At 59.8% G+C, this 23429-nt stretch carries 27 protein-coding genes; 14 read left to right on the top strand and 13 right to left on the bottom strand.

All coding sequences use genetic code 11. From position 1 onward, the window contains the following. Window positions 1-122: 122 nt before the first annotated feature. Window positions 123-1604 carry a methyl-accepting chemotaxis protein gene (locus ACA072_RS20440; protein WP_497620184.1) on the bottom strand — a complete coding sequence of 494 codons (1482 nt, stop codon included), beginning with the start codon at window positions 1602-1604 and terminating at the stop codon, window positions 123-125. A 207-nt stretch (window positions 1605-1811) separates the two neighbouring features. Then, window positions 1812-2621, bottom strand: a complete 810-nt coding sequence (locus ACA072_RS20435) for a TatD family hydrolase (RefSeq protein WP_497393521.1) — start codon at window positions 2619-2621, stop codon at window positions 1812-1814. A gap of 235 nt (window positions 2622-2856) precedes the next feature. On the opposite strand from ACA072_RS20435, the gene ACA072_RS20430 reads away from it, so the two are divergent. From ACA072_RS20430 to ACA072_RS20420, 3 genes are all read left to right on the top strand, one after another. Beyond that, window positions 2857-4278 carry an MltF family protein gene (locus ACA072_RS20430; RefSeq protein WP_497620182.1) on the top strand — a complete coding sequence of 474 codons (1422 nt, stop codon included), beginning with the start codon at window positions 2857-2859 and terminating at the stop codon, window positions 4276-4278. Between the two features lie 103 nt (window positions 4279-4381). Then, on the top strand, window positions 4382-4816 hold the full coding sequence (locus ACA072_RS20425) for a DoxX family protein (protein WP_497620180.1): 435 nt from the start codon (window positions 4382-4384) through the stop codon (window positions 4814-4816). A 248-nt stretch (window positions 4817-5064) separates the two neighbouring features. After that, entirely contained in the window at window positions 5065-5373 is a 309-nt protein-coding gene (locus ACA072_RS20420) for a class I SAM-dependent methyltransferase (protein ID WP_497620179.1), read from the top strand. Window positions 5374-5377: 4 nt separating this feature from the next. Here the strand turns inward: ACA072_RS20420 and greB are convergent, their stop codons facing one another. The 3 genes from greB to ACA072_RS20405 are packed head-to-tail and all read right to left on the bottom strand — an operon-like array spanning window position 5378 to window position 9097. After that, window positions 5378-5875 carry a transcription elongation factor GreB gene (gene greB, locus ACA072_RS20415; RefSeq protein WP_033057207.1) on the bottom strand — a complete coding sequence of 166 codons (498 nt, stop codon included), beginning with the start codon at window positions 5873-5875 and terminating at the stop codon, window positions 5378-5380. Window positions 5876-5909: 34 nt separating this feature from the next. Then, a complete protein-coding gene (locus tag ACA072_RS20410) occupies window positions 5910-8414 on the bottom strand; it encodes an ABC transporter permease (protein ID WP_497620177.1) in 2505 nt (834 codons plus the stop codon). After that, window positions 8414-9097, bottom strand: a complete 684-nt coding sequence (locus ACA072_RS20405; RefSeq protein WP_109633656.1) for an ABC transporter ATP-binding protein — start codon at window positions 9095-9097, stop codon at window positions 8414-8416. The genes ACA072_RS20410 and ACA072_RS20405 overlap by 1 nt, the downstream gene beginning before the upstream one ends. A 10-nt stretch (window positions 9098-9107) precedes the next feature. Here ACA072_RS20405 and ACA072_RS20400 point away from each other — a divergent pair, with 10 nt between their 5' ends. The 3 genes from ACA072_RS20400 (at window position 9108) to ACA072_RS20390 (ending at window position 11136) form a co-directional block, all read left to right on the top strand. After that, on the top strand, window positions 9108-9713 hold the full coding sequence (locus ACA072_RS20400; RefSeq protein ID WP_497312798.1) for an arylesterase: 606 nt from the start codon (window positions 9108-9110) through the stop codon (window positions 9711-9713). A gap of 55 nt (window positions 9714-9768) precedes the next feature. Continuing rightward, window positions 9769-10062 carry a hypothetical protein gene (locus ACA072_RS20395; RefSeq protein ID WP_003226812.1) on the top strand — a complete coding sequence of 98 codons (294 nt, stop codon included), beginning with the start codon at window positions 9769-9771 and terminating at the stop codon, window positions 10060-10062. A gap of 102 nt (window positions 10063-10164) precedes the next feature. Then, window positions 10165-11136 (top strand): L,D-transpeptidase family protein, encoded by a 972-nt coding sequence (locus tag ACA072_RS20390; RefSeq protein ID WP_497620176.1) that lies wholly within the window; start codon window positions 10165-10167, stop codon window positions 11134-11136. Between the two features lie 123 nt (window positions 11137-11259). Here the strand turns inward: ACA072_RS20390 and oprI are convergent, their stop codons facing one another. After that, window positions 11260-11511, bottom strand: coding sequence for an outer membrane lipoprotei OprI (gene oprI / locus ACA072_RS20385; protein ID WP_002553018.1), 252 nt, complete (start codon window positions 11509-11511; stop codon window positions 11260-11262). A 641-nt stretch (window positions 11512-12152) separates the two neighbouring features. Between oprI and ACA072_RS20380 the strand changes: the two genes are divergently transcribed. Then, window positions 12153-12440, top strand: a complete 288-nt coding sequence (locus ACA072_RS20380; RefSeq protein ID WP_010461341.1) for a GNAT family N-acetyltransferase — start codon at window positions 12153-12155, stop codon at window positions 12438-12440. A gap of 72 nt (window positions 12441-12512) precedes the next feature. Here ACA072_RS20380 and ACA072_RS20375 read toward each other — a convergent pair whose 3' ends face one another. Both ACA072_RS20375 and ACA072_RS20370 read right to left on the bottom strand, forming a co-directional pair. Then, window positions 12513-13589 carry a 3-deoxy-7-phosphoheptulonate synthase gene (locus ACA072_RS20375; protein WP_497620174.1) on the bottom strand — a complete coding sequence of 359 codons (1077 nt, stop codon included), beginning with the start codon at window positions 13587-13589 and terminating at the stop codon, window positions 12513-12515. Between the two features lie 160 nt (window positions 13590-13749). After that, window positions 13750-14193 carry a PilZ domain-containing protein gene (locus ACA072_RS20370; protein WP_497620173.1) on the bottom strand — a complete coding sequence of 148 codons (444 nt, stop codon included), beginning with the start codon at window positions 14191-14193 and terminating at the stop codon, window positions 13750-13752. Between ACA072_RS20370 and ACA072_RS20365 the strand changes: the two genes are divergently transcribed. From ACA072_RS20365 to cysB, 5 genes are all read left to right on the top strand, one after another. Next, entirely contained in the window at window positions 14192-14578 is a 387-nt protein-coding gene (locus tag ACA072_RS20365) for a thioredoxin family protein (RefSeq protein WP_497620172.1), read from the top strand. The two genes, ACA072_RS20370 and ACA072_RS20365, sit on opposite strands and share 2 nt — an antisense overlap. Then, window positions 14575-15531: a putative 2-dehydropantoate 2-reductase gene (locus ACA072_RS20360; protein ID WP_497620171.1), complete on the top strand. Its 957-nt coding sequence runs from the start codon at window positions 14575-14577 to the stop codon at window positions 15529-15531. Before ACA072_RS20365 ends, ACA072_RS20360 begins: the two co-directional genes overlap by 4 nt. 25 nt (window positions 15532-15556) lie before the next feature. Further along, window positions 15557-16462, top strand: a complete 906-nt coding sequence (locus tag ACA072_RS20355) for a 5'-nucleotidase (protein WP_109633637.1) — start codon at window positions 15557-15559, stop codon at window positions 16460-16462. Between the two features lie 95 nt (window positions 16463-16557). Further along, window positions 16558-17061: a universal stress protein gene (locus ACA072_RS20350; protein WP_218440103.1), complete on the top strand. Its 504-nt coding sequence runs from the start codon at window positions 16558-16560 to the stop codon at window positions 17059-17061. A 114-nt stretch (window positions 17062-17175) separates the two neighbouring features. Further along, window positions 17176-18150, top strand: coding sequence for an HTH-type transcriptional regulator CysB (gene cysB, locus ACA072_RS20345; protein WP_008148549.1), 975 nt, complete (start codon window positions 17176-17178; stop codon window positions 18148-18150). Between the two features lie 5 nt (window positions 18151-18155). Here cysB and ACA072_RS20340 read toward each other — a convergent pair whose 3' ends face one another. Next, window positions 18156-18638, bottom strand: coding sequence for a GreA/GreB family elongation factor (locus ACA072_RS20340; RefSeq protein ID WP_497620170.1), 483 nt, complete (start codon window positions 18636-18638; stop codon window positions 18156-18158). A 2-nt stretch (window positions 18639-18640) separates the two neighbouring features. Continuing rightward, on the bottom strand, window positions 18641-19051 hold the full coding sequence (locus tag ACA072_RS20335; RefSeq protein ID WP_497312791.1) for a hypothetical protein: 411 nt from the start codon (window positions 19049-19051) through the stop codon (window positions 18641-18643). Window positions 19052-19175: 124 nt separating this feature from the next. Between ACA072_RS20335 and earP the strand changes: the two genes are divergently transcribed. Together earP and ACA072_RS20325 are read left to right on the top strand one after the other, a co-directional pair. After that, window positions 19176-20318 carry an elongation factor P maturation arginine rhamnosyltransferase EarP gene (earP, locus tag ACA072_RS20330; protein WP_497620168.1) on the top strand — a complete coding sequence of 381 codons (1143 nt, stop codon included), beginning with the start codon at window positions 19176-19178 and terminating at the stop codon, window positions 20316-20318. A gap of 48 nt (window positions 20319-20366) precedes the next feature. After that, the gene (locus ACA072_RS20325; RefSeq protein WP_007943632.1) at window positions 20367-20936 is read left to right on the top strand and encodes an elongation factor P; all 570 of its coding nucleotides are present in this window, start codon (window positions 20367-20369) and stop codon (window positions 20934-20936) included. A gap of 182 nt (window positions 20937-21118) precedes the next feature. Here ACA072_RS20325 and ACA072_RS20320 read toward each other — a convergent pair whose 3' ends face one another. The 3 genes from ACA072_RS20320 to ACA072_RS20310 all read right to left on the bottom strand — a co-directional run bounded on the left by ACA072_RS20320 (window position 21119) and on the right by ACA072_RS20310 (window position 23390). After that, window positions 21119-22135, bottom strand: a complete 1017-nt coding sequence (locus ACA072_RS20320) for an alpha/beta hydrolase (protein WP_497620167.1) — start codon at window positions 22133-22135, stop codon at window positions 21119-21121. Window positions 22136-22167: 32 nt separating this feature from the next. After that, entirely contained in the window at window positions 22168-22587 is a 420-nt protein-coding gene (locus ACA072_RS20315) for an organic hydroperoxide resistance protein (protein WP_047527178.1), read from the bottom strand. A 341-nt stretch (window positions 22588-22928) separates the two neighbouring features. Further along, window positions 22929-23390: a MarR family winged helix-turn-helix transcriptional regulator gene (locus tag ACA072_RS20310; protein ID WP_497625021.1), complete on the bottom strand. Its 462-nt coding sequence runs from the start codon at window positions 23388-23390 to the stop codon at window positions 22929-22931. Window positions 23391-23429 lie beyond the last annotated feature (39 nt).

Raw genomic sequence — 23429 nt, 5'->3', positions numbered from 1 at the left:
GCGGTCATGGTCAGGATTGATGTTGACCGGACTGGCGCTTTCGCGGGCAAGCCCGCTCCTACAGGAGACCTTGCGCACAACACACCTCGACCGTGGGAGCGGGCTTGCCCGCGAAGGGGCCCTCACAGCTTGAGCTGCCCGATAGCCTTGTTCAATTCCCCAGCCAACGCCGCCAGCTCATTACTGGTAGTCGCCGAATCCACCGTCTGCTGCACCGTGTTCTCGGTCACATCCCGAATACTCACCACCGCCCGGTTCATCTCTTCCGCGACCTGACTCTGCTGCTCGGCCGCCACCGCAATCTGCGTATTGCTTTCGCGCATCTGCGCCACTGCGCTGGTGATATGCGCCAAGGCTGCACCTGCCTCCTGGGCCTGTTGCACACAGTCGTCGGCCTTGAACGAGCTTTCCTGCATGAAATCCACCGCGTCACGGGTCCCTGCCTGCAACGCCGAGACCATGATGGTGATCTCATCGGTCGAGGTTTGTACGCGCTTGGCCAGGTTGCGCACTTCATCGGCGACTACTGCAAAGCCGCGACCCATTTCACCGGCCCGGGCCGCTTCAATCGCGGCATTCAGGGCCAGCAGATTGGTCTGCTCGGCAATGCTGTGAATCACGCCGACCACGCCGTTGATTTTCTGACTGTCCTCGGCCAGACGCTGGATCATCTCGGCCGTTTGCTGCACGCCGCTGGACAACCCGGCGATGGACTTCTGCACCCGACTGACCACTTCCTGCCCGCTGCCGGCCAAGGTGTCGGCGGTTTGCGAGAGGTCGCGGGTGGCGCCGGCATGTTGGGCGATGTGATAGACCGTGGCGGTCATTTCGTTGATTGCCGTGGCGGCCTGATCGGTTTCGCTTTGCTGGCCGAGCATGCCGTGACGCACCTCGTTCATGCTTGAGGCCAGCCGCGCCGCGCCGATATCCAGTTGCCGGGCAGTGCTGGCGACGGTGTTGACCACCCGCTGGTAACCGGCCTGCATTGCGTTGAAGGCATTGGCCATCTGTCCGACCTCGTCCTTGCAGGCCAACGGGACGCGAGCTGACAGGTCGCCGGTTTTCTCGACATGGAGCATCACGTCTTTCAAAGTGTTCAGTTGACTCAGCAGGAAGCGGATCAACAGCTGCGAAGCGCCCAGCATCGCCAGCATCAGTATGAACACCGCCACCGCATAGTTGGCGAAACGTTCGCTGAATACCTGGCTCAGGCTCGGGCCATAAGCGATCACCGCGACCTGCTGACCGTCGGGACGAGAGAACACCTCGGCGCCCATTAACGGGTTATTGCCGAACAGCGGCATGACGTTGATCTCGACCCAGCCATGGGCATCGGCCAGTTCCAGCACCGGCTGCTCGTTCAATAACGGCGCCTGGCCGCGACTGAAGGTCAGCAGGTTTTCGGCCTTGGGCAGCGGTTGCCCGGCAGGCCAGGCATTGAGCAAGCGGGCCTGCGCCTGAGCCGACGCTTGGGCAGCGTGGCTGCGGGCCTGTTGTTCGAGCTGTACGGCGTACAGCACCAGCAGGAGGGTGGTGAAAAAGGCGACCGCATTGACCGCCCAGAATTTGTATTTCAGCGAGATATTGCTAAGCCAGGCACCCATGGAGGTCTTCTCTGATAGCGGAAACAGCATTGGCAAGGTGCCAGCATTGTGCCGCTATGCAGGGATTCCGGACTTGATGTGGATCAAGGATCATTACAAATCCCCTGTGGGAGCGAGCCTGCTCGCGATAGCGTCGGCACATCCAACAGTGATGTGACTGACAGGGCGCTATCGCGAGCAGGCTCGCTCCTACAGGGGGATTTGTGATTATTGGGGGATTGATGGCAGGCCGTAGAACGCCCGTGCGCAGGCAGTGGTGTGGGCGGCCAGATCCTCTTCGGTTTCACCCCGATGCAACGCCACTTCGCGCAGCACTTCCGTCAAATACGCCGGTTCATTGCGACCGTTTTTCGGCTTGGGTCGCAAGCTGCGCGGCAGCAGGTATGGCGCATCGCTCTCCAGCATCAAGCGCCCGCGCTTGATCTCCTTCACCAGCGGATGCAGGTGCGTGCCCCGGCGCTCGTCGCAGATCCAGCCGGTGATGCCGATGTGCAAATCCAGATCGAGGTAACTGAACAGCGCCTTCTTTTCCCCGGTGAAGCAATGCACCACCGCGGCCGGCAGCTGATCACGGTAGTCACGGAGGATTTCCAGCAGTCGCTGACTGGCATCGCGCTCGTGGAGGAACACCGGCAATTGCAGATCGACCGCCATCGCCAGGTGTTCTTCGAGAACTTTTTCCTGCTGGGGGCGCGGCGAGAAATCGCGGTTGAAGTCCAGCCCGCATTCACCCACGGCCACCACATTGGGTTCCTTGAGCAAACTGCGCAGTTGCCGGGCGCTGTCGGCGTTCCAGTCGCTGGCCGAATGAGGGTGAATGCCTGCGGTGGCGAACAGTCGCTGAGCTGTTTCGTCCAGCTGCCGGCACAGTTCCAGCGCCTGCTCACTGCCTTCGACGCTGGTGCCGGTCAGAACCAATTGGCAGACCCCCGCGGCATACGCGCGATCGAGCACGGCCTGGTGTTTATCACCAAAACTGGGGTTGGTCAGGTTGACGCCGATATCGATGAGTTGCATGGTGCTACCTCGGACCAAAGGCCGGAAAGCATATCAGAGCTGTAGATTTATAAGAAAAGCCAAGAACTACAACGAGTTAAAGCTGTCTCTTGATGCCGCAAGACACGCCGGGGTGGTCAAGGTGCCATCACTGTGCCAGTCTTTCGCACTTTGTCAGCGCTCATAGGCGCTCTGTTTCTGTCGTTCGATGTCATGAGTTTCGTGAGGTCGGCCCAGTATTCTTTCCGGAGAGTGGATGACACGTCCCTCGATGTTGCTACTGCTGTGCTGTTCGTTGCTGCTGCCGATGCCGGCGGTTGCGCGTCTGGCCGGCCCGCTGCAAGCGGTTCCGGCAGCCAAGGTCCGTGACCTGGCGGAGATTCGCAGCAGTCGTGTGTTGCGGGTGCTGGTCAACCAGAGCCGCAACAGCTCCGGTGAAGTCCAGGGCCAGGCCATCGGCGTCGAATACCACCGCCTGCGCGCCTTCGAGCAATACCTCAACGGTCACGCCCGTGACGGTCAGGAAATCACCCTCAAGATCATTCCCAAAGCCAAGGATCAACTGCTCGGTGCCTTGCAGCGCGGGGAGGGTGACCTGGTTGCGCCGGGGGAACTGCTCGACTTGCAGCCGGGCCATGCGGTCAGCAGCAGCGAACCGATTGCCAGCAACATCCCCTTGGTACTGGTAGGAATCAAGGGAGAACGCCGCTACACCCGCGTCGAACAACTCTCGGGTAAGACCCTGGCGCTGCCCACCGGCAGTGCGGCCGGGGACGCGGTCAGTCAGATCAATTCAAAGCTCGCCCTGCACAAACTGGCACCGGTGAAAATCGAATGGGTCGACCCCAGTCTGGCGGTCGAAGACGTTCTTGAAATGGTCCAGGGCGGGATCTTTCACCTGACCATCGTCGAGCAGCCGATTGCCGAGCGCTGGGGCAAGATCCTGCCCAAGTTGCGCTTCGATAAGCAGGTGCCGATCAGCGACCCAGGTGAAGAGTTCTGGTTCGTGCGCCGCGATGCCTCGATGCTGCGCGCGAGCATCGATCGTTTCCTGACCACCTACAAGAAACCGTCGGACCAGGACGCAGCGTTCCTGCGCATCTATCGACGTCTGTATCAGGTGCATTATCCCTTGGCCAAGGCTGACCGGCAGCGTCTGGAAAAACTTCGCCCGGTGCTGCAAAAGCACGCGGATGCCCAAGGCATGGACTGGCTGAACCTGGCGGCACTGGCCTTCAAAGAGTCGGCCCTGCAACCCAACGCCCGCAGCGGCAGCGGCCCCACCGGACTGATGCAGATCACCCCGTCTGCCGCCCAGCGCGTCGGGGTCAACAACATTCAGAACCTTGACGCCAATGTGCAGGCCGGTGCCAAGTACCTGGCGATGATCCGTCGCAAGTTCTTTGCAAGCCCCAAACTCAACGAGCGTGAGCGCATGGCGTTCGTGCTGGCGGCCTACAACATGGGGCCGGAACGAGTCCAGGGCATGCGCGCCGAAGCCCGGCGCCGTGGCTTGAATCCCAATCAGTGGTTCTTCCAGGTCGAACGCATTGCCATGGAGCAGGTGGGAATGGGCGCCGTCAGCTATGTTAATAGCGTGAACAAGTATTACCTGGCGTTCGATCGTGAGAGGGAGTCGTTGGAGCCCCAGGGGCAGAAAGTGGTCTCACGCAAATGATCGACTAAACTGGTTGTTATGTCGCAAAAATTGCGCTTTTAACATTAAATTTATCGATTAATATAGCGGCCAACCAACACACAATCACAATGGATGACACAGCATGAGCTCACTGATCAACAAGGTACTGTTTACCCGCGCTGGCTACGGCTTGACCGTTCTGCGGATCTTCGTCGGCATCATCTTCGCTGCTCACGGCGCACAGAAACTTTTCGGCATGTTCGGTGGTTACGGTATTGCCGGCACCGCGCAGTACATGGAAAGCCTGGGTCTGGCACCGGGTCACCTGATGGCGATTCTGTCCGGTGGTACCGAGTTCTTCGGTGGTTTGGCCCTGATTATCGGTCTGCTGGCACGCCCGGCAGCACTGGGGCTGGTCTTCCTTTCGCTGGTCGCCATTTTCACCGTGCACATCAGCCATGGCCTGTTCATGTCCAACAACGGTTATGAATTCGCTCTGGCCTTGCTCGGCGGCAGCTTCGCGGTACTGATCGAGGGTGCCGGCAAACTGTCGGTAGACCGCGCGATCGCTGACTGACCGCTCTGGCTCAACGAAAAGGCTCGCATTGCGCGGGCCTTTTTTGTTGCGCGTCATTCTTGACACTGTCCGGTCAGCTTCTCTAGGATGCTGCTCATGCGCCGATTTAAACAGCTACTTGCGGGGCGCCAGGTGACTCATCGAGTTGCCGATAGAAGCTTGAAACAGGCTTCGAAATACCGCTAAAGCGCTGGTTCGGTGTTGCCTCTCACCTGCCATGCAGACTTTTGAGGCAGAGACACGACCCAATGAATGCACTAAGCCCCGTTGTACGCCCCGCGCCGATCACGGCACACCTCACCCAGCGCAATCCAAAAGTCCTGCTTGGCGGAAAACATCAGCCGACGCTCCTGCGTTATCTCGATGGATGGCCACGTCGTACCGGCGGCCCCGCAGCGTTCCTGATCCAGTTTGTCGAAGACGGGGAATCACTGGCGCGATTTGCCAGCGACAGTTTCGATCTGGCGGTGATTCAATCGCCCAGCGTTGAAGACGCGCCGGAAGTGATCAAACAACTGACCCGGGTTGCCCGGCAAGGTTTGATTACCCGTCGCTGAGGCTTCAGAGATACTCGATTGCCACGATGTACACGCACTGCTCACCAGTGGGCGTCTGGACCCGAACTTCGGCGTCCAGCGCCTTCCCGATCAAGGCGCGGGCGAGCGGCGAGTCGATGCTGATCAGGCCCAGTTTCAAGTCCAGCTCATCCGGGCCGACGATGCGGTAGCGTGACTCTTTGCCGTCCTCATCTTCGATGGTGACCCAGGCGCCGAAGTAGACCTTGTTCGGGTCGCTGGGCTTTTCGCTGACAACCTTCAGCGCTTCGAGCCGCTTGGTGAGAAAGCGCACGCGGCTGTCGATTTCGCGCAGCATTTTTTTGCCGTAGGTGTACTCGGCGTTTTCCGAGCGATCACCCTGTGCCGCCGCCTCGCTGACCGATTGTGTCACCTGAGGCCGACGGACATGCCAGAGCTCATGGAACTCGGCCCGCATCCGCGCTTCACCTTCGGGGGTGATCAGCGCGGTGCCAGCGGTGCGGGGAGGGCGATAACGGCTCATGGCAACTTCTTGTGAGGGGAAGGCCTTGAGTCTATCAACCCTCGCGCAACACTGTCAGGGGGCTGGCGTTCAACGCGCGGCGGGTACCGAACACGCCGGCGCCGCCGATCAGCACCGCGCCAATCAACGGCAACACCAACAGCCACGGATGCGGATGCCACGGCAGGTCGAAGGCGTAGCGGTAAAGCACCAGGCTCACCAGCTCCGAACCCAGTGCTGCCAACAACCCGCTGACCGCACCGAGCAAACCGAACTCGATCCGCCGTGCCTTGACCAGCAACTGCCGTTCCGCCCCCAGCGCTCGCAGCAGCGCACCTTGGCGAATGCGTTCATCCAGGGTCGCCTGCAAGCCCGAGAACAACACCGCCATCCCCGCCGCCAATACAAACAACAGCACATACTCCACCGCCAGGGTGACCTGGGCGAGGATGCTGCGCAGCTGTTCCAGCAAGGCTTCGACTTGCAGAATGGTCACCGCCGGGAACGACCGGGACAGGTCGACAATCTGCTGATCGTGACCCGCCGCCAGATAGAAACTGGTCAGGTAGGTCGCCGGCAGATCCTTCAAGGTGCCGGGCTGGAAAATCATGAAGAAGTTCGGCTGGAAGTTGTCCCAGTTGATCTCCCGAAGGCTGGTGACTTTCGCTTCGCGATTGGCCCCGCCGACGGTAAAGACCATGTGATCGCCGAGCTTGAGCTTCAGGCTTTCGGCAACCTTGCCTTCCACCGACACGCCAGGAATTTCATCGGCTGGCTGTTCGCTCCACCAGTTGCCCGCCGTGAGTTTGTTGCCCGCCGGCAGGTCTGCCGCCCAGGTCAGGCTCAGGTCGCGCTGGATCGCACGGTCACCCGCCGAATCCTTGCTGACGATCTCCTGAACCGGCTCACCGTTGATGCTGATCAGTCGTCCCGGCACTACCGGATACAGCGGCGCCGATTGGGCGGACAGCTCAATCAGGCGATCGGTGAAGGCCTGTTTGTCGGCGGGCAGGATGTTCAGCGCGAAATAATTTGGCGCGTTTTTCGGCAACTGGTTTTGCCAGGTGTCCAGCAACTCGCCGCGCAGCAAGGCGATCAGCGCCATGGACAACAGGATCAGACCGAAGGCCAGGGCTTGCCCCGCTGCCGCCAGAGGGTGACGCAGCAATTGGCCCAGCCCGAGGCGCCAGGGCAACGAGGCGCGCGCCAGCATCCGACGCAGGCTTTTGAGCAGCAGCAACAGCAGGCCGCCGAGTATGACCGCTGCGATCACGCCGCCGCCGAGCAGGGCGAAGGTCAGCACCAGGTCAAGACTCAGGCGCCACATGATCAGGCCGAGGGCGCCCAGGGCGGCGCCGTAGACCATCCAGGTGCTGGAAGGAATCGGCAGCATGTCCCGGCGCAGAACCCGCAGCGGTGGCACTCGACCGAGAGCAGCCAGTGGCGGCAGGGCAAAACCGGCCAAGGCCACCAGCCCGGTGCCGATCCCGGCGATGGCGGGAAACAGGCCGCCCGGTGGCACATCGGTCGGCAACAAATCATGCAGCAAAGCGAACAATCCAAGCTGTGCGAGCCAGCCGAGGAGGGCGCCGCCGAGGCTGGCGAGCAGGCCGAGTACCGTCAGCTGCAAACTGAACAGCACCATGGTTTCCCGGCGCGACAGGCCCAGGCACCGCAGCAGGGCACTGGCATCGAAGCGGCGAGTGGCGAAGCGTGTCGCCGACAGCGCCACGGCCACGCCGGACAGCAGAACCGCCACCAGACTGGCCATGTTCAAGTAACGCTCGGCCTTGCCCAGGGCACCGCCGATCTGCCGGTTGCCGTCGCGTGCATCCTGTATGCGCTGGTTGGCGGCCAGGCCGGGTTTGATCAGTTGACGATAGGTTTCCAGCGCCTCGGCTTTGCCGCGCCAGAGTTCGCGGTAACTGACCCGGCTGCCAGGTTGCACCACGCCGGTCGCGGCGAGGTCGCTGAGGTTGATCAGCACCCGCGGCGTCAGGCTGTAGAAATTGCCGGCACGGTCCGGTTCGTAAGTCAGGACCCGCGCCAGTTTAAGGGGGCGCAGGCCGACATCGATGCTGTCGCCGATCTTCAGATCGAGCGCAGTCAGCAGTCGCGCTTCAACCCAGGCTTCACCGGGTTTCGGTCCGCCACCGGCTTCTTCCGGGGCGAAGGGCGCCGGGGCGCTTTTCAGTTCGCCACGCAGCGGATAAACGTCGTCGGCCGCCTTGATGCTGGACAGCTGAATGCCGTTGTCGGTGGCGATGACGCTGGAGAACTCCACCACTTGAGCGTGTTCGAGTCCCAGCTCCGTACCACTTCTGATCTGTTCGGGGCGCGCCGGTGAGCTGCCTTCGAGCAACAGGTCAGCACCGAGAAACTCGGTGGCGCGCAGCATCATGGCCCCATTCAGACGGGCACCGAAGTAGCCGATGGCGGTACTCGCCGCCACGGCGACCACCAGGGCGAAGAACAAGACGCGCAACTCACCGGCACGGGCGTCGCGCAGGAGTTGGCGGATGGCAAGGCTGAACAGGCGCAGCAGCGGCAGGCGTGCCATCAAGGCTCCAGAGGGGCGACCAGCAGGCCGGCTTCAAGGCGGATCAGGCGCCGGCAGCGATGTGCCAGGCGTTCGTCGTGGGTCACCAGCACCAGGGTCGTGCCGCGTTCCTGGTTGAGTTCGAACAGCAGGTCACTGATACGCTCGCCGGTGTGGCTGTCGAGGTTGCCGGTGGGTTCGTCGGCGAACAGCACGTCGGGTTCAGCGGCAAACGCACGGGCAATCGCCACGCGCTGCTGTTCGCCACCGGAGAGCTGGCGCGGTGAGTGGGTCAGGCGCTGACCCAGGCCAACCCGCTGGAGCAATTGAGTGGCCCGCTCACGGGCGTCTTTGCGGCCATCGAGCTCCAGCGGCAGCATGACGTTTTCCAGCGCGTTGAGACTGTCCAGCAATTGAAAGGACTGAAACACAAACCCGACATGCTCCGCCCGAATGCGTGCGCGCTGGTCTTCATCGAGATTGCTCAACCCCTGGCCGGCCAGGGTGACTTCACCGCTGCTGGGCAGGTCGAGGCCGGCGAGCAGGCCGAGGAGGGTGGATTTGCCGGAACCGGAGGCGCCGACGATGGCCAGGCTGTCGCCCTTGTTCAGTTCCAGGCTGAGTTCGTGCAGGATAGTCAGTTCACCTTCCGCGCTGGGGACCACTTTGCTGAGGTTCTTCGCGGTGAGAATGCTTGCGCCCATGGAGAATCCGATGCGAGTGTGGTTTTTGAGTGCTGGCCTGGCCTTGATGTGCATGGCCCAGAACGCAGCGGCGGGTACAGTCCTGATCGTTGGCGATAGTATCAGCGCCGGTTTCGGCCTGGATACCCGCTTGGGGTGGGTGTCGTTGCTTGAACAACGGCTCAAGCGCGAAGGTTTCGACGATAAAGTGGTCAACGCCTCCATCAGCGGCGACACCAGTGCCGGAGGCCAGGCGCGCCTGCCCGCGCTGCTTGCAGAGCATAAACCGGAGTTGGTAATCCTCGAGTTGGGCGGCAATGACGGGCTGCGCGGAATGCCCCCAGCTAATTTGCAACAAAACCTTGCGTCGATGATCGACAGCTCCAGGAACAGTGGCGCCAAGGTGCTGCTGCTCGGCATGCAATTGCCCCCCAACTACGGCGTTCGTTATACCGAAGCCTTTGCGAAGGTCTACAGCACGCTCGCCAACGAGAAAAACATCCCGCTGGTGCCGTTTTTTCTCGACGGCGTGGGTGGTCATCCAGACTTGATGCAAGCCGACGGCTTGCACCCGGCTGCCGGGGCTCAGGACAAGTTGCTGGAAAATGTCTGGCCGACACTGAAACCGCTGCTTTGACGCTTTTCTAGCGGCGGTGTTTCGGCTAAGGTGGCGCCCCGATTTGGAGCCCCCGATGCCGCGTCCTGCCTGGTCCCTTTTTGCCTACCAACTGATCGAGCCTGACGAACAGCTGGATCTGTTCGCCTGCCAGGAAGTGCGGGTGCATCTGGTGACCCGTCAGCTGGAGCTGGGCGGCTCGGCCGACCGAACGCTGTGCGGCAGCCTGCTGCCCGCGCAACCGCGCTGGTCGAGTGTCGACCGCCGGGTATTCCAGGACCAGCGCCTGTGTTCGCTGTGCCGGGCCATCCTCGAATCGCAGAAACGCGGCACCTCGCCGATCTGGCCAGAGTTGCGGTTCGAGCTGTAAAGCGCCAAAGATAGCTTGCTATCGGCCAACTCCCCGAAATTCCGGAGGCCGGTGTACAATCGCGTTTTTATACCCTTGTCGATCATGCGAAGGATTTTCCGGATGTTGCCGCGTTTTCCTGCCGTTACCCGCTGCCTGTCTCTTGCCGCCCTCTGTATGGCGGGCCCCGTAGCCGCATTGGAGCTGCCCCTGCCACCACCCGGTGAAGACATCATCGGTCAGGTGCAAGTAATCAAGGCCAAGTACGAAGACACCTTCGCCGACCTCGGCACCACCTACGATCTGGGCTATACGGAAATGGTCGCGGCCAACCCTGGCGTCGATCCATGGTTGCCGGGTGCTGGCACCGAGATTGTCCTGCCGACGCGCTTCATCCTGCCGCCGGGCCCGCGTGAAGGCATCGTCATCAACCTGGCCGAGTACCGCCTCTACTACTTCCCGAAAGGCCGGAACGTGGTCTACACCTTCCCGCTGGGGATCGGTCGTGAAGGCTGGGGCTCGCCGATTGCCCACACCAGCATCATTGCCAAGACGCCGAACCCGACCTGGACCCCTCCCGCGTCGATCAAGGCCGAGCACGCTGCTGATGGTGATCCGCTGCCGAACGTCGTGCCGGCTGGCCCGGATAACCCGCTGGGGCCGTTCAAGTTCACCCTGGGCACACCGGGCTACCTGATCCACGGTTCGAACAAGAAGTTCGGCATCGGCATGCGCACCAGCCACGGCTGCTTCCGCATGTTCAACAACAACGTGCTGGAAATGGCGGGCATGGTGCCGGTCGGTACGTCGGTACGCATTCTCAGCGATCCGTACAAGTTCGGTGTCAGTGGTGGCAAGGTGTACCTGGAAGCGCACACGCCGCTGGACGACAAGGGCAACCCGTCGGTGGTCGACAAGCACACCGCGGTGATCAACGCGATGCTCAAGCGTGAGGACATCACCAATAACCTGCGCATGAACTGGGATGTGGTCCGTGACGTGGTTGCCGCTGAAGATGGCCTGCCGGTGGAAATTGGCGTGCCGAACACTTCCGCGCCGATGGTGACGAGTGCACCGATCGACCCGCTGCAGTAATGCCTGAAAAGAACCCGCCGACGCAGGCCGCGTCGGCGGGTTTTTTATTGCCGGCAGGAAACATCAGGCAATAAAAAAGCCGACCCATAAATGGGTCGGCTTGATAACAATCCCGAAGGATTATTACTTGCGGCTAGCTTTGTCCAGCATGCGCAGAGCACGCTCGTTAGCTTCGTCAGCAGTCTGTTGTGCTTTTTGAGCAGCAGCCAGAGCTTCATCAGCTTTACGGTAAGCTTCGTCTGCACGAGCCTGGGAGCGAGCTGCTGCGTCTTCAGTAGCAGTCAGACGTGCTTCGGTTTCTTTCGATACGCTGCTGCAACCGGTAGCCAGAACTGCGGCCAGAGCCAGAGCAGAGAATTTCAGAACGTTGTTCATCGTGTTCCCCTTCAAGGACTTTCTATTAAGTAGCTGTCTCCTCAGAGTGAGGAAATAGCCGGCGTACATACTACCCATTACTTCTAGTAAGTAAACTGACGTGTAGCAAGAAGCAAAAAAAATTGTAGGCGTTGATTCTTTTTCGAGCAACTTTTAACTGCATTGTTTAAAAAATATCCAGCTGGGAGGCCCGAGCTGAGCGAGCCGCCGAAAAAAAGTTCCGTGCACTCAGCGCTGTTTTTCTCGATCTTGGCTAAAGTCTGTCTATATGGATTCGTCCATACTTTTGTTCGGATTTTGCGCAGCGGCTCTCATAATCTTTATCCATCTTGATGGTGACTTTAAGAGCGCGCGTTCGTCTTAAGTCTCAACATCCGGCAATGTTCAGGCTATCGACCCGCGGATATCTCCGGTCGAGCGGTCCCTGCGTCACCCGGAGCAGCACCCGCCACCCGAGCCCGATGACGAGCGTACCTTGAGCATTTCTGCCAATGGTGCCTACTATTTGATAGTGCCCGGTTGCACGAGATCGGTGCGGTTCTTCTCGGTGTCCATTCAGGCACGGGGTGGCGTAGATGTTCCTTCGCCGGAAAAACATCGGTAAGGTAGGGGTCAGAATTCAAGACCCGCGAGGAGTAGTGATGAGCGAGGCGTTGTCCATCCACCATGACCAGGCTGGTCATCAGTTCGAGACCAGTGTGGACGGTCATCGTGCCTACCTGACCTATATGGATCTGGGAAAACAGACCCTGGATATCTATCGCACCTTCGTGCCCAACGCGTTGCGTGGTCGCGGCATCGCGGCAGCCTTGACCGAAAAGGCGCTGGAGTACGCCGAAGAAATGGGCTACACCGTCATTCCTTCGTGTTCCTACGTGGAACGCTACATGGAGCGTCACCAGCGGCATGCCGCCAAGCTGAGCCAGTAACGGCCGAAGAAACGAACGCATAAAAAAAACGCCGGGTTTAAGCCCGGCGTTTTTGTGTGCGGCGAAACGTGATCAGGTGCGAGCGCGTTTCGGCAGCACATCCTTGAGCTTGGCGTGCATGCTGCGCAAGGTGTTTTCAGTGGCGGACCAGTCGATGCAGGCATCAGTGATCGACACGCCGTATTGCAGGTCGGCGAGGTCTTTCGGAATCGACTGGCAACCCCAGTTCAGATGACTTTCGACCATCAGGCCGATGATCGACTGGTTGCCTTCGAGGATCTGGTTGGCGACGTTCTCCATCACCAACGGTTGCAGGGCCGGGTCCTTGTTGGAGTTGGCGTGGCTGCAATCGACCATGATGTTCGGCTTGATCTTCGCCTTGTTCAACGCTTGCTCGCAGAGCGCGACGCTGACCGAATCATAGTTTGGCTTGCCGTTGCCGCCGCGCAGTACCACGTGACCGTAGGCATTGCCCTTGGTGGTAACGATCGACACGCCACCTTCCTGGTTGATGCCCAGGAAACGGTGCGGGCTGGAAACCGACTGCAGGGCGTTGATCGCCACCGTCAGGCCGCCATCGGTGCCGTTCTTGAAGCCGACGGCAGAAGACAGGCCGGACGCCATTTCACGGTGAGTCTGGGATTCGGTGGTGCGCGCGCCGATGGCCGACCAGCTGATCAAATCCTGCAAGTATTGCGGGGAGATCGGGTCAAGAGCTTCGGTGGCAGTCGGCAGGCCCATCTCGGCCAGGTCCAGCAGCAACTGACGACCGATGTGCAGACCGTCCTGAATCTTGAAGGAGTCATCCAGGTACGGGTCGTTGATCAAGCCTTTCCAGCCGACGGTGGTACGTGGCTTCTCGAAATACACGCGCATGACCAGATACAGGGTATCGGACACCTCTGCGGCGAGCACTTTCAGGCGCTCGGCGTATTCGTGGGCAGCCTTGATGTCGTGGATCGAGCAAGGCCCGATCACGACGAACAGGCGGTGGTCGGTGCCATCCAGAATGTTGCGAATGACTTCGCGGCCCTTGGTGACGGTGCGCAGTGCAGCGTCGCTCAGGGGGATATCACGCTTGAGCTGATCGGGAGTGATCAGGGTCTCGTTGGAGGCGACGTTTAGGTCGTTGATCGGTAAATCAGCCATCGTTTACTCGTCAGGTCACGGGTGCCGGCCGCCAGCGAACCCGCGCGGCGGAGCACAGCAAATTAAGCGCGTCGGGGAGCCGAACCTTAGCGCGTTAAGCGCCTGCTCGACAATGGGCAGACACCGGTTTCAGGGGCTTTCTCACTAATTGAGAGCCCGCCTAACCCAATGCTGGCTGTGCAAATGCCTTGCGAACCGTGTCGTGGGAGAACTCGTCGGCATGCTGCTGGACCCAGTCGAGGGCCAGGGCTTGGGTTTCCTGCAAGTCATTGTGTGAGTTATGCAGGCGGCAGTAATGTTCGATCTGGCACACCTGCTCGCCCATCCGGGCACTGAACAGCATCTGCTCGTCAACGAAGGCAATGCCCACCAGATAGCCGCGCTTGCGTCGCAGGCACCAGGCCACATAGCCCAGGTAGCGCAAATCGGGATTCAAGGTTGGCATGCGCACTTCCAGCGCCGTACCGTGGCGCCAGGCGCGGTGGTAATTGCAAGCCATGCCGCCGAGGCTGATAGTGTGCAGCCGTTGCCGCGAAATGCACTCATGCTTGAGCAACGTTAATTCGACGGGCACATCGTCAGGGTGAGGTAGAAAACGTCCCATGAACACGGACTCCATGTGTCGGCCATTTGACATTGTTTCCCCCAGTATAGTGGTCGAATTGGAACTGACCGATTTCGACGCCGACCAACGGCTGCTGGCGATGAGCGGTGTGTCGCTGGTGATTTTTACCAGTGTCGGTTGCGCCAGTTGCCGGTTTGCCCGGGAGCAATTGCCACAGCTCGAACTGGCGATCGACCGCCTGTGCTGGATCGATGCCGGGGACAATGGCGGGTTGGTCGAGCGCTATCAGGTTTTTCATTTGCCGGCGCTGTTTGTGGTGCGCGACGGCGAGTTTTTCGGGCCAGTACAGTCGCGCCTGACCAGCACCGTGCTCAATGAAGCCGTGCGCCAGGCACTCAGTCGAGATGCAGAGGAGTTGCCATGATGGGGGCAGTTGCCAAACCGACAATCGGTATTATCGGAACCGGCGCGATCGGCGGGTTCTACGGGGTGATGCTGGCGCGTGCCGGTTTTGATGTGCACTTTCTGTTGCGCAGTGAATTTACAGCGGTCGCCGAACGTGGATTGCAAGTCGACAGTGCGGTGCACGGTGCGCTGACATTGAATCCGGCCCAGGCCTATTCGTCGGCCGAAGACATGCCGCCTTGCGACTGGTTGCTGGTCGGTGCGAAAACCACCAGCAACGCAGACCTGGCGCCCGCCATCCTTCAAGCCGCCGCGCCGAATGCCAAAGTCTTGCTGCTGCAAAATGGCCTGGATGTCGAAGACAGTCTTCGAGCCTTGCTCCCGGATACTTTGCACCTGCTCGGCGGGCTCTGCCTGATTTGCGTCCATCGCACCGGTCCGGGGGCGATCACTCATCAGGCCCTTGGCGCGGTAAATGTCGGCTACCACAGTGGCCCTGCCACCGATGAACAGGCGCGCATGGCGATTGTCGAGGAGGGCGCCGGGTTGTTCCGCAGCGCCGGCATCGACTCCCAGGCCATGGCGAACCTGCATCAGGCGCGCTGGCAGAAACTGGTCTGGAATATTCCATACAACGGCCTGTCGGTACTGCTTGGCGCGGGCACCACACCGTTGATGGCCGATGCCGACAGCCGGGAATTGATCAAGGCTTTGATGGCCGAAGTGGTTCAGGGCGCCAAGGCCTGCGGTCATGACATGCCGACCGGTTACGCGGACTATCTGTTCATGATGACCGAGAAAATGCCCGACTATTGGCCGAGCATGTACCACGATTTCCTGCACAAACGACCGCTGGAACTGGCGGCGATTTACGCCCGGCCATTGGCGGCGGCCAAAGCGGCGGGGTGCGAATTGCCGCGAATCGAAGCCTTGTATCGCAGCTTGAGTTTTATCGATCGACGCAACACGTAAGTCGATCAACCTGAGGGGGAAGGGCATGGCAAAGACGATTGACGACAAGCTGGTGCTGGCGATTTCGTCGCGAGCGCTGTTCGACCTGAGCGAAAGTCACAAGGTCTATCTGTCGAGCGGCGTCGAGGCCTACCGGCAATATCAGATCGAACACGAAGACGAAATCCTCGAGCCCGGGGATGCGTTTCCGTTGGTGCAAAAACTGCTGAACCTGAACGCCAGCCTCGGTCGCGCCCGGGTCGAGGTGATCCTGGTGTCGCGCAACAGCGCCGACACCGGCCTGCGGGTATTCAATTCGATTGATCACTATGGCCTGGCGATTTCCCGCGCGGCGTTTGTCGGCGGGCGCAGTCCGTATCCGTACCTCAAGGCCTTTGGCTGCGACCTGTTTCTCTCTACCCACGCCGAAGATGTGCGCAGCGCGCTGGATGCCGGATTCGCGGCGGCGACCATTCTGTCGGGCGGTGCCAGCCGCGCGGCCAGCGATGAATTGCGCATTGCGTTCGACGGTGACGCGGTGCTGTTTTCCGACGAGTCCGAGCGGATTTATCAGTCCGGTGGACTGGAAGCGTTTCAGGCCAGCGAGCGTGAATCTGCTCGCGAGCCTTTGCGCGGTGGGCCATTCAAAGGCTTCCTCGCCGCCCTCAATTTGTTGCAGCGCGAGTTTCCCGATGACGCCTGTCCGATCCGCACCGCCCTGGTGACGGCACGCTCGGCGCCTGCCCATGAACGGGTGATCCGCACGTTGCGCGAGTGGGACATTCGTCTGGACGAGTCGTTGTTTCTGGGTGGCCTGACCAAGTCGGCGTTTCTCGAAGCGTTTGCCGCCGACGTGTTTTTCGACGATCAGGCCGGCCATTGCGAGCTGGCCCGCGAAGTGGTCGCCACTGGCCACGTGCCCCACGGCATAAGCAACGAGCAAAAGGTTTAAGCCCACGGTTCAACGCGTTACGCGGGCCGTCGTACTCGCCAAGGCACTGCTAAGCTGAATCAAATCTCCGCCATGTTGGCACGCGAGGAGGTCATATGATTCGTTCGATGCTGTATGCCACTGACCTCGGTCTGTATGCACCGTTGGTGATGCAGCATGCCCTGGCGCTGGCGCGGACATTCAATGCCGACTTGTATGTGGTGCATGCGGTCGAGCCCATGGGATTGTTTGCCGAATCAGTGCTGCAGAGTTACCTCGATGAACAGGCCTTGAACGAGTTTCACAGCCAGGGCCTGAACACGGTGATCGCCAATATCGAGCAGCGGGTGCTCGACAGTTTTCGTGAAGAGCTGGGGGAGGAAGGGGAGCAAGACCTGGAGCGGATTCAAGCGGTACGGGTGCTGCAGGGCGACCCGTCGCAGGTGATTCTCGACCAGGCGCAGAAACTCTCCGTGGATTTGTTGATCGTAGGTAGTCATAGCCATGGTGCTGGCGCGGAAACGCCATTGGGCCGGACCGCTGCGCGGGTGTTGCAACTGTCTCGGGTGCCGGTTTACCTGGTGCCGCTGGTGGAACGTCGTCGCCAAGGGGATCGCTAGAAAGCGAATAGTGGCAATTTGACAAAAAAGTTCTAGATTTATTCTTCAAACCATTAATATAGTTATATACCGTCGCTGATGCCCGTGGCGTCTACCTTGCTTTGAGGGATTCATATGAAGCTTCAACAACTGCGCTACATCTGGGAAGTGGCGCACCACGACCTCAACGTTTCCGCTACAGCCCAAAGCCTCTACACCTCGCAACCGGGCATCAGCAAGCAGATCCGACTGCTGGAAGACGAATTGGGCGTCGAGGTTTTTGCCCGCAGCGGCAAGCACCTGACCCGCGTCACCCCGGCCGGCGAGCGCATCATCACCACCGCCGGCGAGATCCTGCGCAAGGTTGAAAGCATCAAGCAGATCGCCCAGGAGTTCTCCAACGAGAAGAAAGGCACCCTGTCGATCGCCACTACGCACACCCAGGCACGTTATGCCTTGCCTCCGGTGATCAGCAATTTCATCAAGCAATACCCGGACGTTGCCCTGCACATGCACCAGGGTTCGCCGATGCAAATTGCCGAAATGGCCGCTGATGGCACCGTGGATTTCGCCATCGCCACCGAAGCGCTGGAACTGTTCGGTGACCTGGTGATGATGCCGTGCTACCGCTGGAACCGCTGCGTGGTCGTGCCTCAGGGCCACCCGCTGACCAAGTTGTCGAAGCTGACCCTCGAAGCACTGGCCGAATACCCGATCGTGACGTACGTGTTCGGTTTCACTGGCCGGTCGAAACTCGACGAAGCCTTCAGCCATCGCGGCCTGACGCCAAAAGTGGTGTTCACCGCGGCCGACGCCGACGTGATCAAGACTTACGTTCGCCTGGGTCTGGGCGTGGGCATCGTGGCGAAAATGGCCGTCGACGCCAAACTCGACAGCGACCTGGTCATGCTCGATGCCAGCGACCTGTTCGAATCCAGCATCACCAAAATCGGTTTCCGTCGCGGCACCTTCCTGCGTGGTTTCATGTGCGATTTCATCGAGAAGTTTGCGCCGCACCTGACCCGCGAAGTCATGGCCAAGGCCATTCAGTGCCACAACAAGCAGGAACTGGAAGAGCTGTTCGACGGTGTCGAACTGCCGGTCCATTAAGCCGCTTAAATCACCTCGGTAACAACAAACTGTTGCCGAGCGCCCGCTACCAGAATCTCCACTTCGTCCCCTTCGAACTTGCCCAGCAGGCTTTTGCCCAGCGGTGAGCGAGGGGTGATGACGGTGATCATTTGCCCCACCATGTCGACTTTCAGACCCGCCGCGTCAGGGGCCAGGAACAGCCATTGCTCACGACCCTTTTCGTCTTCCAGGCCGAGCAGGGCGCCGACTTCGATCCCGCGTTGTACGTCATAAGGACGCAAGGTCAGGTTCTGGCAGAGCGTGAGTGACTGCCTGATTTCTTCCACTCGTCTGGCCTGTCCGGCCGCCAGATAAGACGCCTCCAGGCCCAGAGTGTCGTACTTGTTTTCGGCGATGTTTTCTTCGTGGGTCGCGGTTTCGTAAGCGGTTTGCGCGGCACGCTCGGCGATGTCGAGATCGATCCGAAGCTTGTCGATAATCAACTGGTGGACGGCTGGCTTATTCATGGTCAGTCGCAGAATTGCAGGACGTTGGCGCGGCTTTTTTCGCTCGGCGCGGTCTTGTCCTGTTGCAGCCAGAACTGGCATTTCGGATTGGACAGATTGCGGCCGCTGCTGCGGGCCTGATCCATGCGTTGTTGCTGCTCGTTCTTGCGCAGGTTCTCTTCGTACTGTTCGAACAGCGGGCTCTGCGGCGGGATGTCCGGCACCGGTTGCACCACCACCGGCGGCTTGGCCAGTTGCTCTACCGCGGCTGCGACCGGCGCGAGTTGCTCGCTGAACAGCAGGCGCGAGGCGAGCCAGCAAGTCAGCGCGATTGCGAGGAATCCCAGCCACAGACCGAGGGCAATGCTGCCGGTCAATTGCAGCGCATTGAGCTGAATCGGCAGCGGGCGGCGCGGGTTGGGACGGTAGGGCATGGCTGCCTCCTGGCGGGTGGTCGCGGGCGAATGGCGATTGTCGCACGAAGATTAATCGCCGTCGGCTCTTCTGCGCGAGGTAATTTATGCGGACAATCGGCGCCTTTGCCAACGGGAGCCTGGAATGCCTGAAATGAACACCCGCTGGGATATTTTTTGCACCGTGGTCGATAACTTTGGCGACATCGGTGTGACCTGGCGCCTGGCCCGACAGCTGGTGGCCGAACATGCCGTGGCGGTGCGCTTGTGGGTCGATGACCTGCGGGCTTTCGAACGCATCTGTCCTGAAATCGACATCAGCGCCGCGCAGCAATGGCAGCAGGGTGTCGAGGTGCGTCAGTGGCCGACCGAATGGCAACCCACTGAAGCCGCCGATGTAGTGATTGCCGCATTCGCCTGCCAGTTGCCAAGCGCCTACATGGACGCCATGGCCTCGCGGGAAAAGCCGCCGCTGTGGATGAACCTCGACTACCTGAGCGCCGAAGACTGGGTGATCGGCTGTCACGGTTTGCCGTCGGTGAAGTACAAGAGCGTGCAGAAGTACTTCTTCTTTCCAGGGTTCCAGAAAGGTACCGGTGGTTTGTTGCGTGAAAGCGGATTGCTTGAGCGTCGCCGGCAGTTTCAGCAAAACCCCGAGGCGCAGCGAGAATTCCTGCAAGGCCTGGGGATTGATCGCGCACCCGACGCCCAACTGATCTCATTATTTGCCTACGAAAACAGCGGATTGGCCAGTTGGCTGGAGGTGATGGCCGCCGATTCGAGTCCCATGCTTCTACTGGTGCCCGAAAGCCGGATTCTCGGGGATGTCGAACGTTGGCTCGGTGTCGATCAACTGGCGGCCGGCGCGTTGCACGTGCGCGGTGAGTTGACCGTGCAAGTACTGCCGTTCGTCCGGCAGGATCAATACGACCACCTGCTCTGGTGCTGCGATTTCAACGCCGTGCGCGGCGAAGATTCCTTCGTTCGCGCGCAATGGGCAGGGCGGCCGCTGCTCTGGCACATCTATCAGCAAGACGAAGATATCCACCTGGACAAGCTCGATGCCTTCCTGGCTCTGTACGTCCGAGGCCTGTCCGAGCCTGCCAGCGAGGCGATCAGTGGTCTTTGGCGAGCGTGGAATGCTGGTCAGGATATGTCCGACAACTGGCGCACGGCCCGTAAACACTGGCCGGAGCTGCAAAAACACGCCGAGACGTGGTGTCTGGAACAGGCCTTGCAGGCTGATCTTGCCGCAGCGCTGGTACAGTTTTATGTAAATTGGATATGATACGCGGCCTAGATTTTTGTAAATCCCATCCAAATTCGGATATTCGTAATGAAAACTGGTAAAGAACTGAAACCCGGTACCGTGATCCGTCTCGAAAACGATCCATGGTTGGTTCAGAAAGCTGAATTCACCAAATCCGGTCGTAACAGCGCGATCATGAAGACCAAGCTGAAAAACCTGCTGACCGGTTACAAGACCGAGATCGTTTACAGCGCTGACGACAAACTGGACGACGTAATCCTCGACCGCAAAGAAGCGACCCTGTCCTTCATCAGCGGCGACACCTACACGTTCATGGACACCACCGACTACACCATGTACGAGCTGAACGCTGAAGACATCGAAGCCGTTCTGCCTTTCGTTGAAGAAGGCATGACCGATGTTTGCGAAGCGATCTTCTTCGAAGAGCGTCTGGTTTCGGTAGAGCTGCCGACCACCATCGTGCGTCAGGTTGACTACACCGAAGGTTCCGCTCGCGGTGACACTTCCGGCAAGGTGATGAAGCCTGCCAAACTGAAGAACGGTACCGAGCTGTCGGTTGCTGACTTCATCGAAATCGGCGACATGATCGAGATCGATACCCGCGAAGGCGGTTCCTACAAAGGCCGTGCTAAATAAGCACAGCTTCAGGAATGAAAAAGCCCGACCATTGAGTCGGGCTTTTTTGTGGGTGCAGTTTCACGCTCAACCATGAACTCTGTGGGAGCGGGCTTGCTCGCGAAGGCGGTGTGTCAGTCGACCAAAATGCTGACTGATGTACCGCCTTCGCGAGCAAGCCCGCTCCCACATTTTGACCTGCGTTATTTCTTCAGGTGTTGTTTCAATTCTTCGGAGGCTTGCAGCATCGCGGAGCGCACCGCCGGCACCTGGCTCACCACATTCAGCAAACCATAATCGTGAATCAGGCCGTTGTAGCGAACCGCCGTGACCGGCACACCCGCCTCGTCGAGTTTACGGGCATAGGCTTCACCTTCATCGCGCAACACGTCGGCACCGGCCGTCTGCACCAGCGCAGGAGGCAAGCCCTTCAGTTGCGCAGTGGTTGCCCGCAGCGGTGAGGCGTAGATCTCGTTACGTTGCTTGGCGTCGGTGGTGTAGTTGTCCCAGAACCACTTCATCATGTTTTTGGTGAGGAAGTGTCCCTCGGCAAACTGGTTGTAGGACGCGGTTTCGAAGCTGGCATCCGTCACCGGCCACAGCAGCACCTGGAACTTGATCGCCGGGGTGCCCTTGTCTTTGGCCATCAGCGCAACCACGGCCGCCATGTTGCCACCGACACTGTTGCCGGCCACGGCCAGACGTTTGCCGTCGACGTTGATCTCTTTACCGTGCTCGGCTACCCATTTGGTAGCAGCGTAAGCCTGGTTGATCGCCACCGGGTAATGCGCTTCCGGCGACGGGGTGTAATTGACGAACACCGCCGCCGCACCCGAACCCGTCACCAGGTCACGAACCAGACGTTCGTGGGTCGGGAAATCCCCCAGCACCCAGCCACCGCCGTGGAAGAACATGAACACCGGCAGCTCGCCTTTGACCCCGGCCGGCCGGACGATGGTCAGGCTGAGCGGTTGGCCATCGACTTGAATGGTCTTCTCGCTGACATCGGCTTTTGGCAGGGTCAGTTTCACCGAGGATTGCGCACCCACCAGCACCGCGCGGGCTTCTTTGGGGGTGAGTTGTTCCATCGGTTTGCCGGTGCCGGCATTCAGCACATCGAGGAACGCCTGGGTGTTGTGTTCAACCCCATCGCCTGCAAACGCGTTGCTGATGGACAAAGCGAGAAGGGTACCGGTCAAGACTTTGCTGAAAGTGTTCATGTTCATTTCCTGTTCGGCCTGGTAGTCAGCGGTTAGACGGTCACGTGCAGGCGCACATCGACGTTGCCACGGGTAGCGTTCGAGTACGGGCAGACCTGGTGGGCAGCATCGACCAGGCTTTGCGCGTCGGCTTGTTCAAGGCCCGGCAGGCTGATGTGCAGGTCGATATCCAGACCGAAGCCCCCAGGGATCTGGCCGATGCCGACATGGGCGGTGATCGAAGCGTCGTTCGGGATGCTGCGTTTGGTCTGGCTGGCGACGAACTTCAGCGCGCCGATGAAGCAGGCGGAGTAGCCGGCTGCGAACAGTTGCTCAGGGTTGGTCGCTGCACCGCCAGCACCACCAAGCTCTTTCGGGGTAGCGAGTTTGACGTCGAGGATGTTGTCACTGGAAACCGCACGACCGTCACGGCCGCCAGTGGAGGTTGCGATTGCGGTGTAGAGAGTTTGCATGGTGTGAGCCTCGTTCGGATTTGATTGTTTTGCGCTAAATGTTTGCGCGCTAAGTAAGTGCGAAGTGAATGTATCGCGCTAATATTTAGCGCGCAAGATAAATTTTAGAAAAAGTTTTGGTTTAAGCATGGGAGTTGATTGGATGTGTTGAGTTAGAGCGGTCGCGGCAGGATTTTCAGCGGAAAAACTTTTTGAAGGTGGCCAGGTCGGCAGGGACACTGCAAAGCAAATGAGGGAGCGGGCTTGCTCGCGAAAGCAGTGTGTCAGTCAACACTAATGTCGAATGAAGCACCGCTTTCGCGAGCAAGCCCGCTCCCACAGGGGGTTTAGTGGTTTGAGAGTTAGAGGCTGTCTTGCAGGTTGCTGCGCAGCACTTGCAGCTCCGCTTGCAGTTTCTGCAATCGTTCAAGCGTCATGCCGCTGGCGCCGAGGATGCATTGGGGCACGCTGCGCGCCTTGTCCCGCAAGGCTCGACCCTGTTCAGTCAGCTCGACAATCACCACCCGTTCATCCTCTCGGCTGCGGGTGCGGCTGAGCAATCCCTCGACCTCCAGGCGTTTGAGCAAAGGTGTCAGTGAGCCGGGGTCTGTCAGCAGTCGCGTGCTGATTTCGCCTACGGTCAAACCATCCCGCTCCCACAGCACCATCATCGCCAGGTACTGCGGATAGGTCAGGCCCAGCGCTTGCAGCAGTGGCTTGTACACCTTGGTCATCAACAGAGATGTGGAATGCAGGGCGAAACACGCTTGATTGTCCAGCAGCAGGTCTTCGCAAATATCCGGGGTGTTGCGGTCGGTGTTCATTTCAGAGCCTTGATCAGTGATCTTCATGAATCTAGCGGG

This window comes from Pseudomonas sp. LBUM1656, assembly GCF_059716065.1.
The sequence above is the reverse complement of the archived record's forward strand: the minus strand, read 5'-3'. Positions and strand labels throughout refer to the sequence as shown.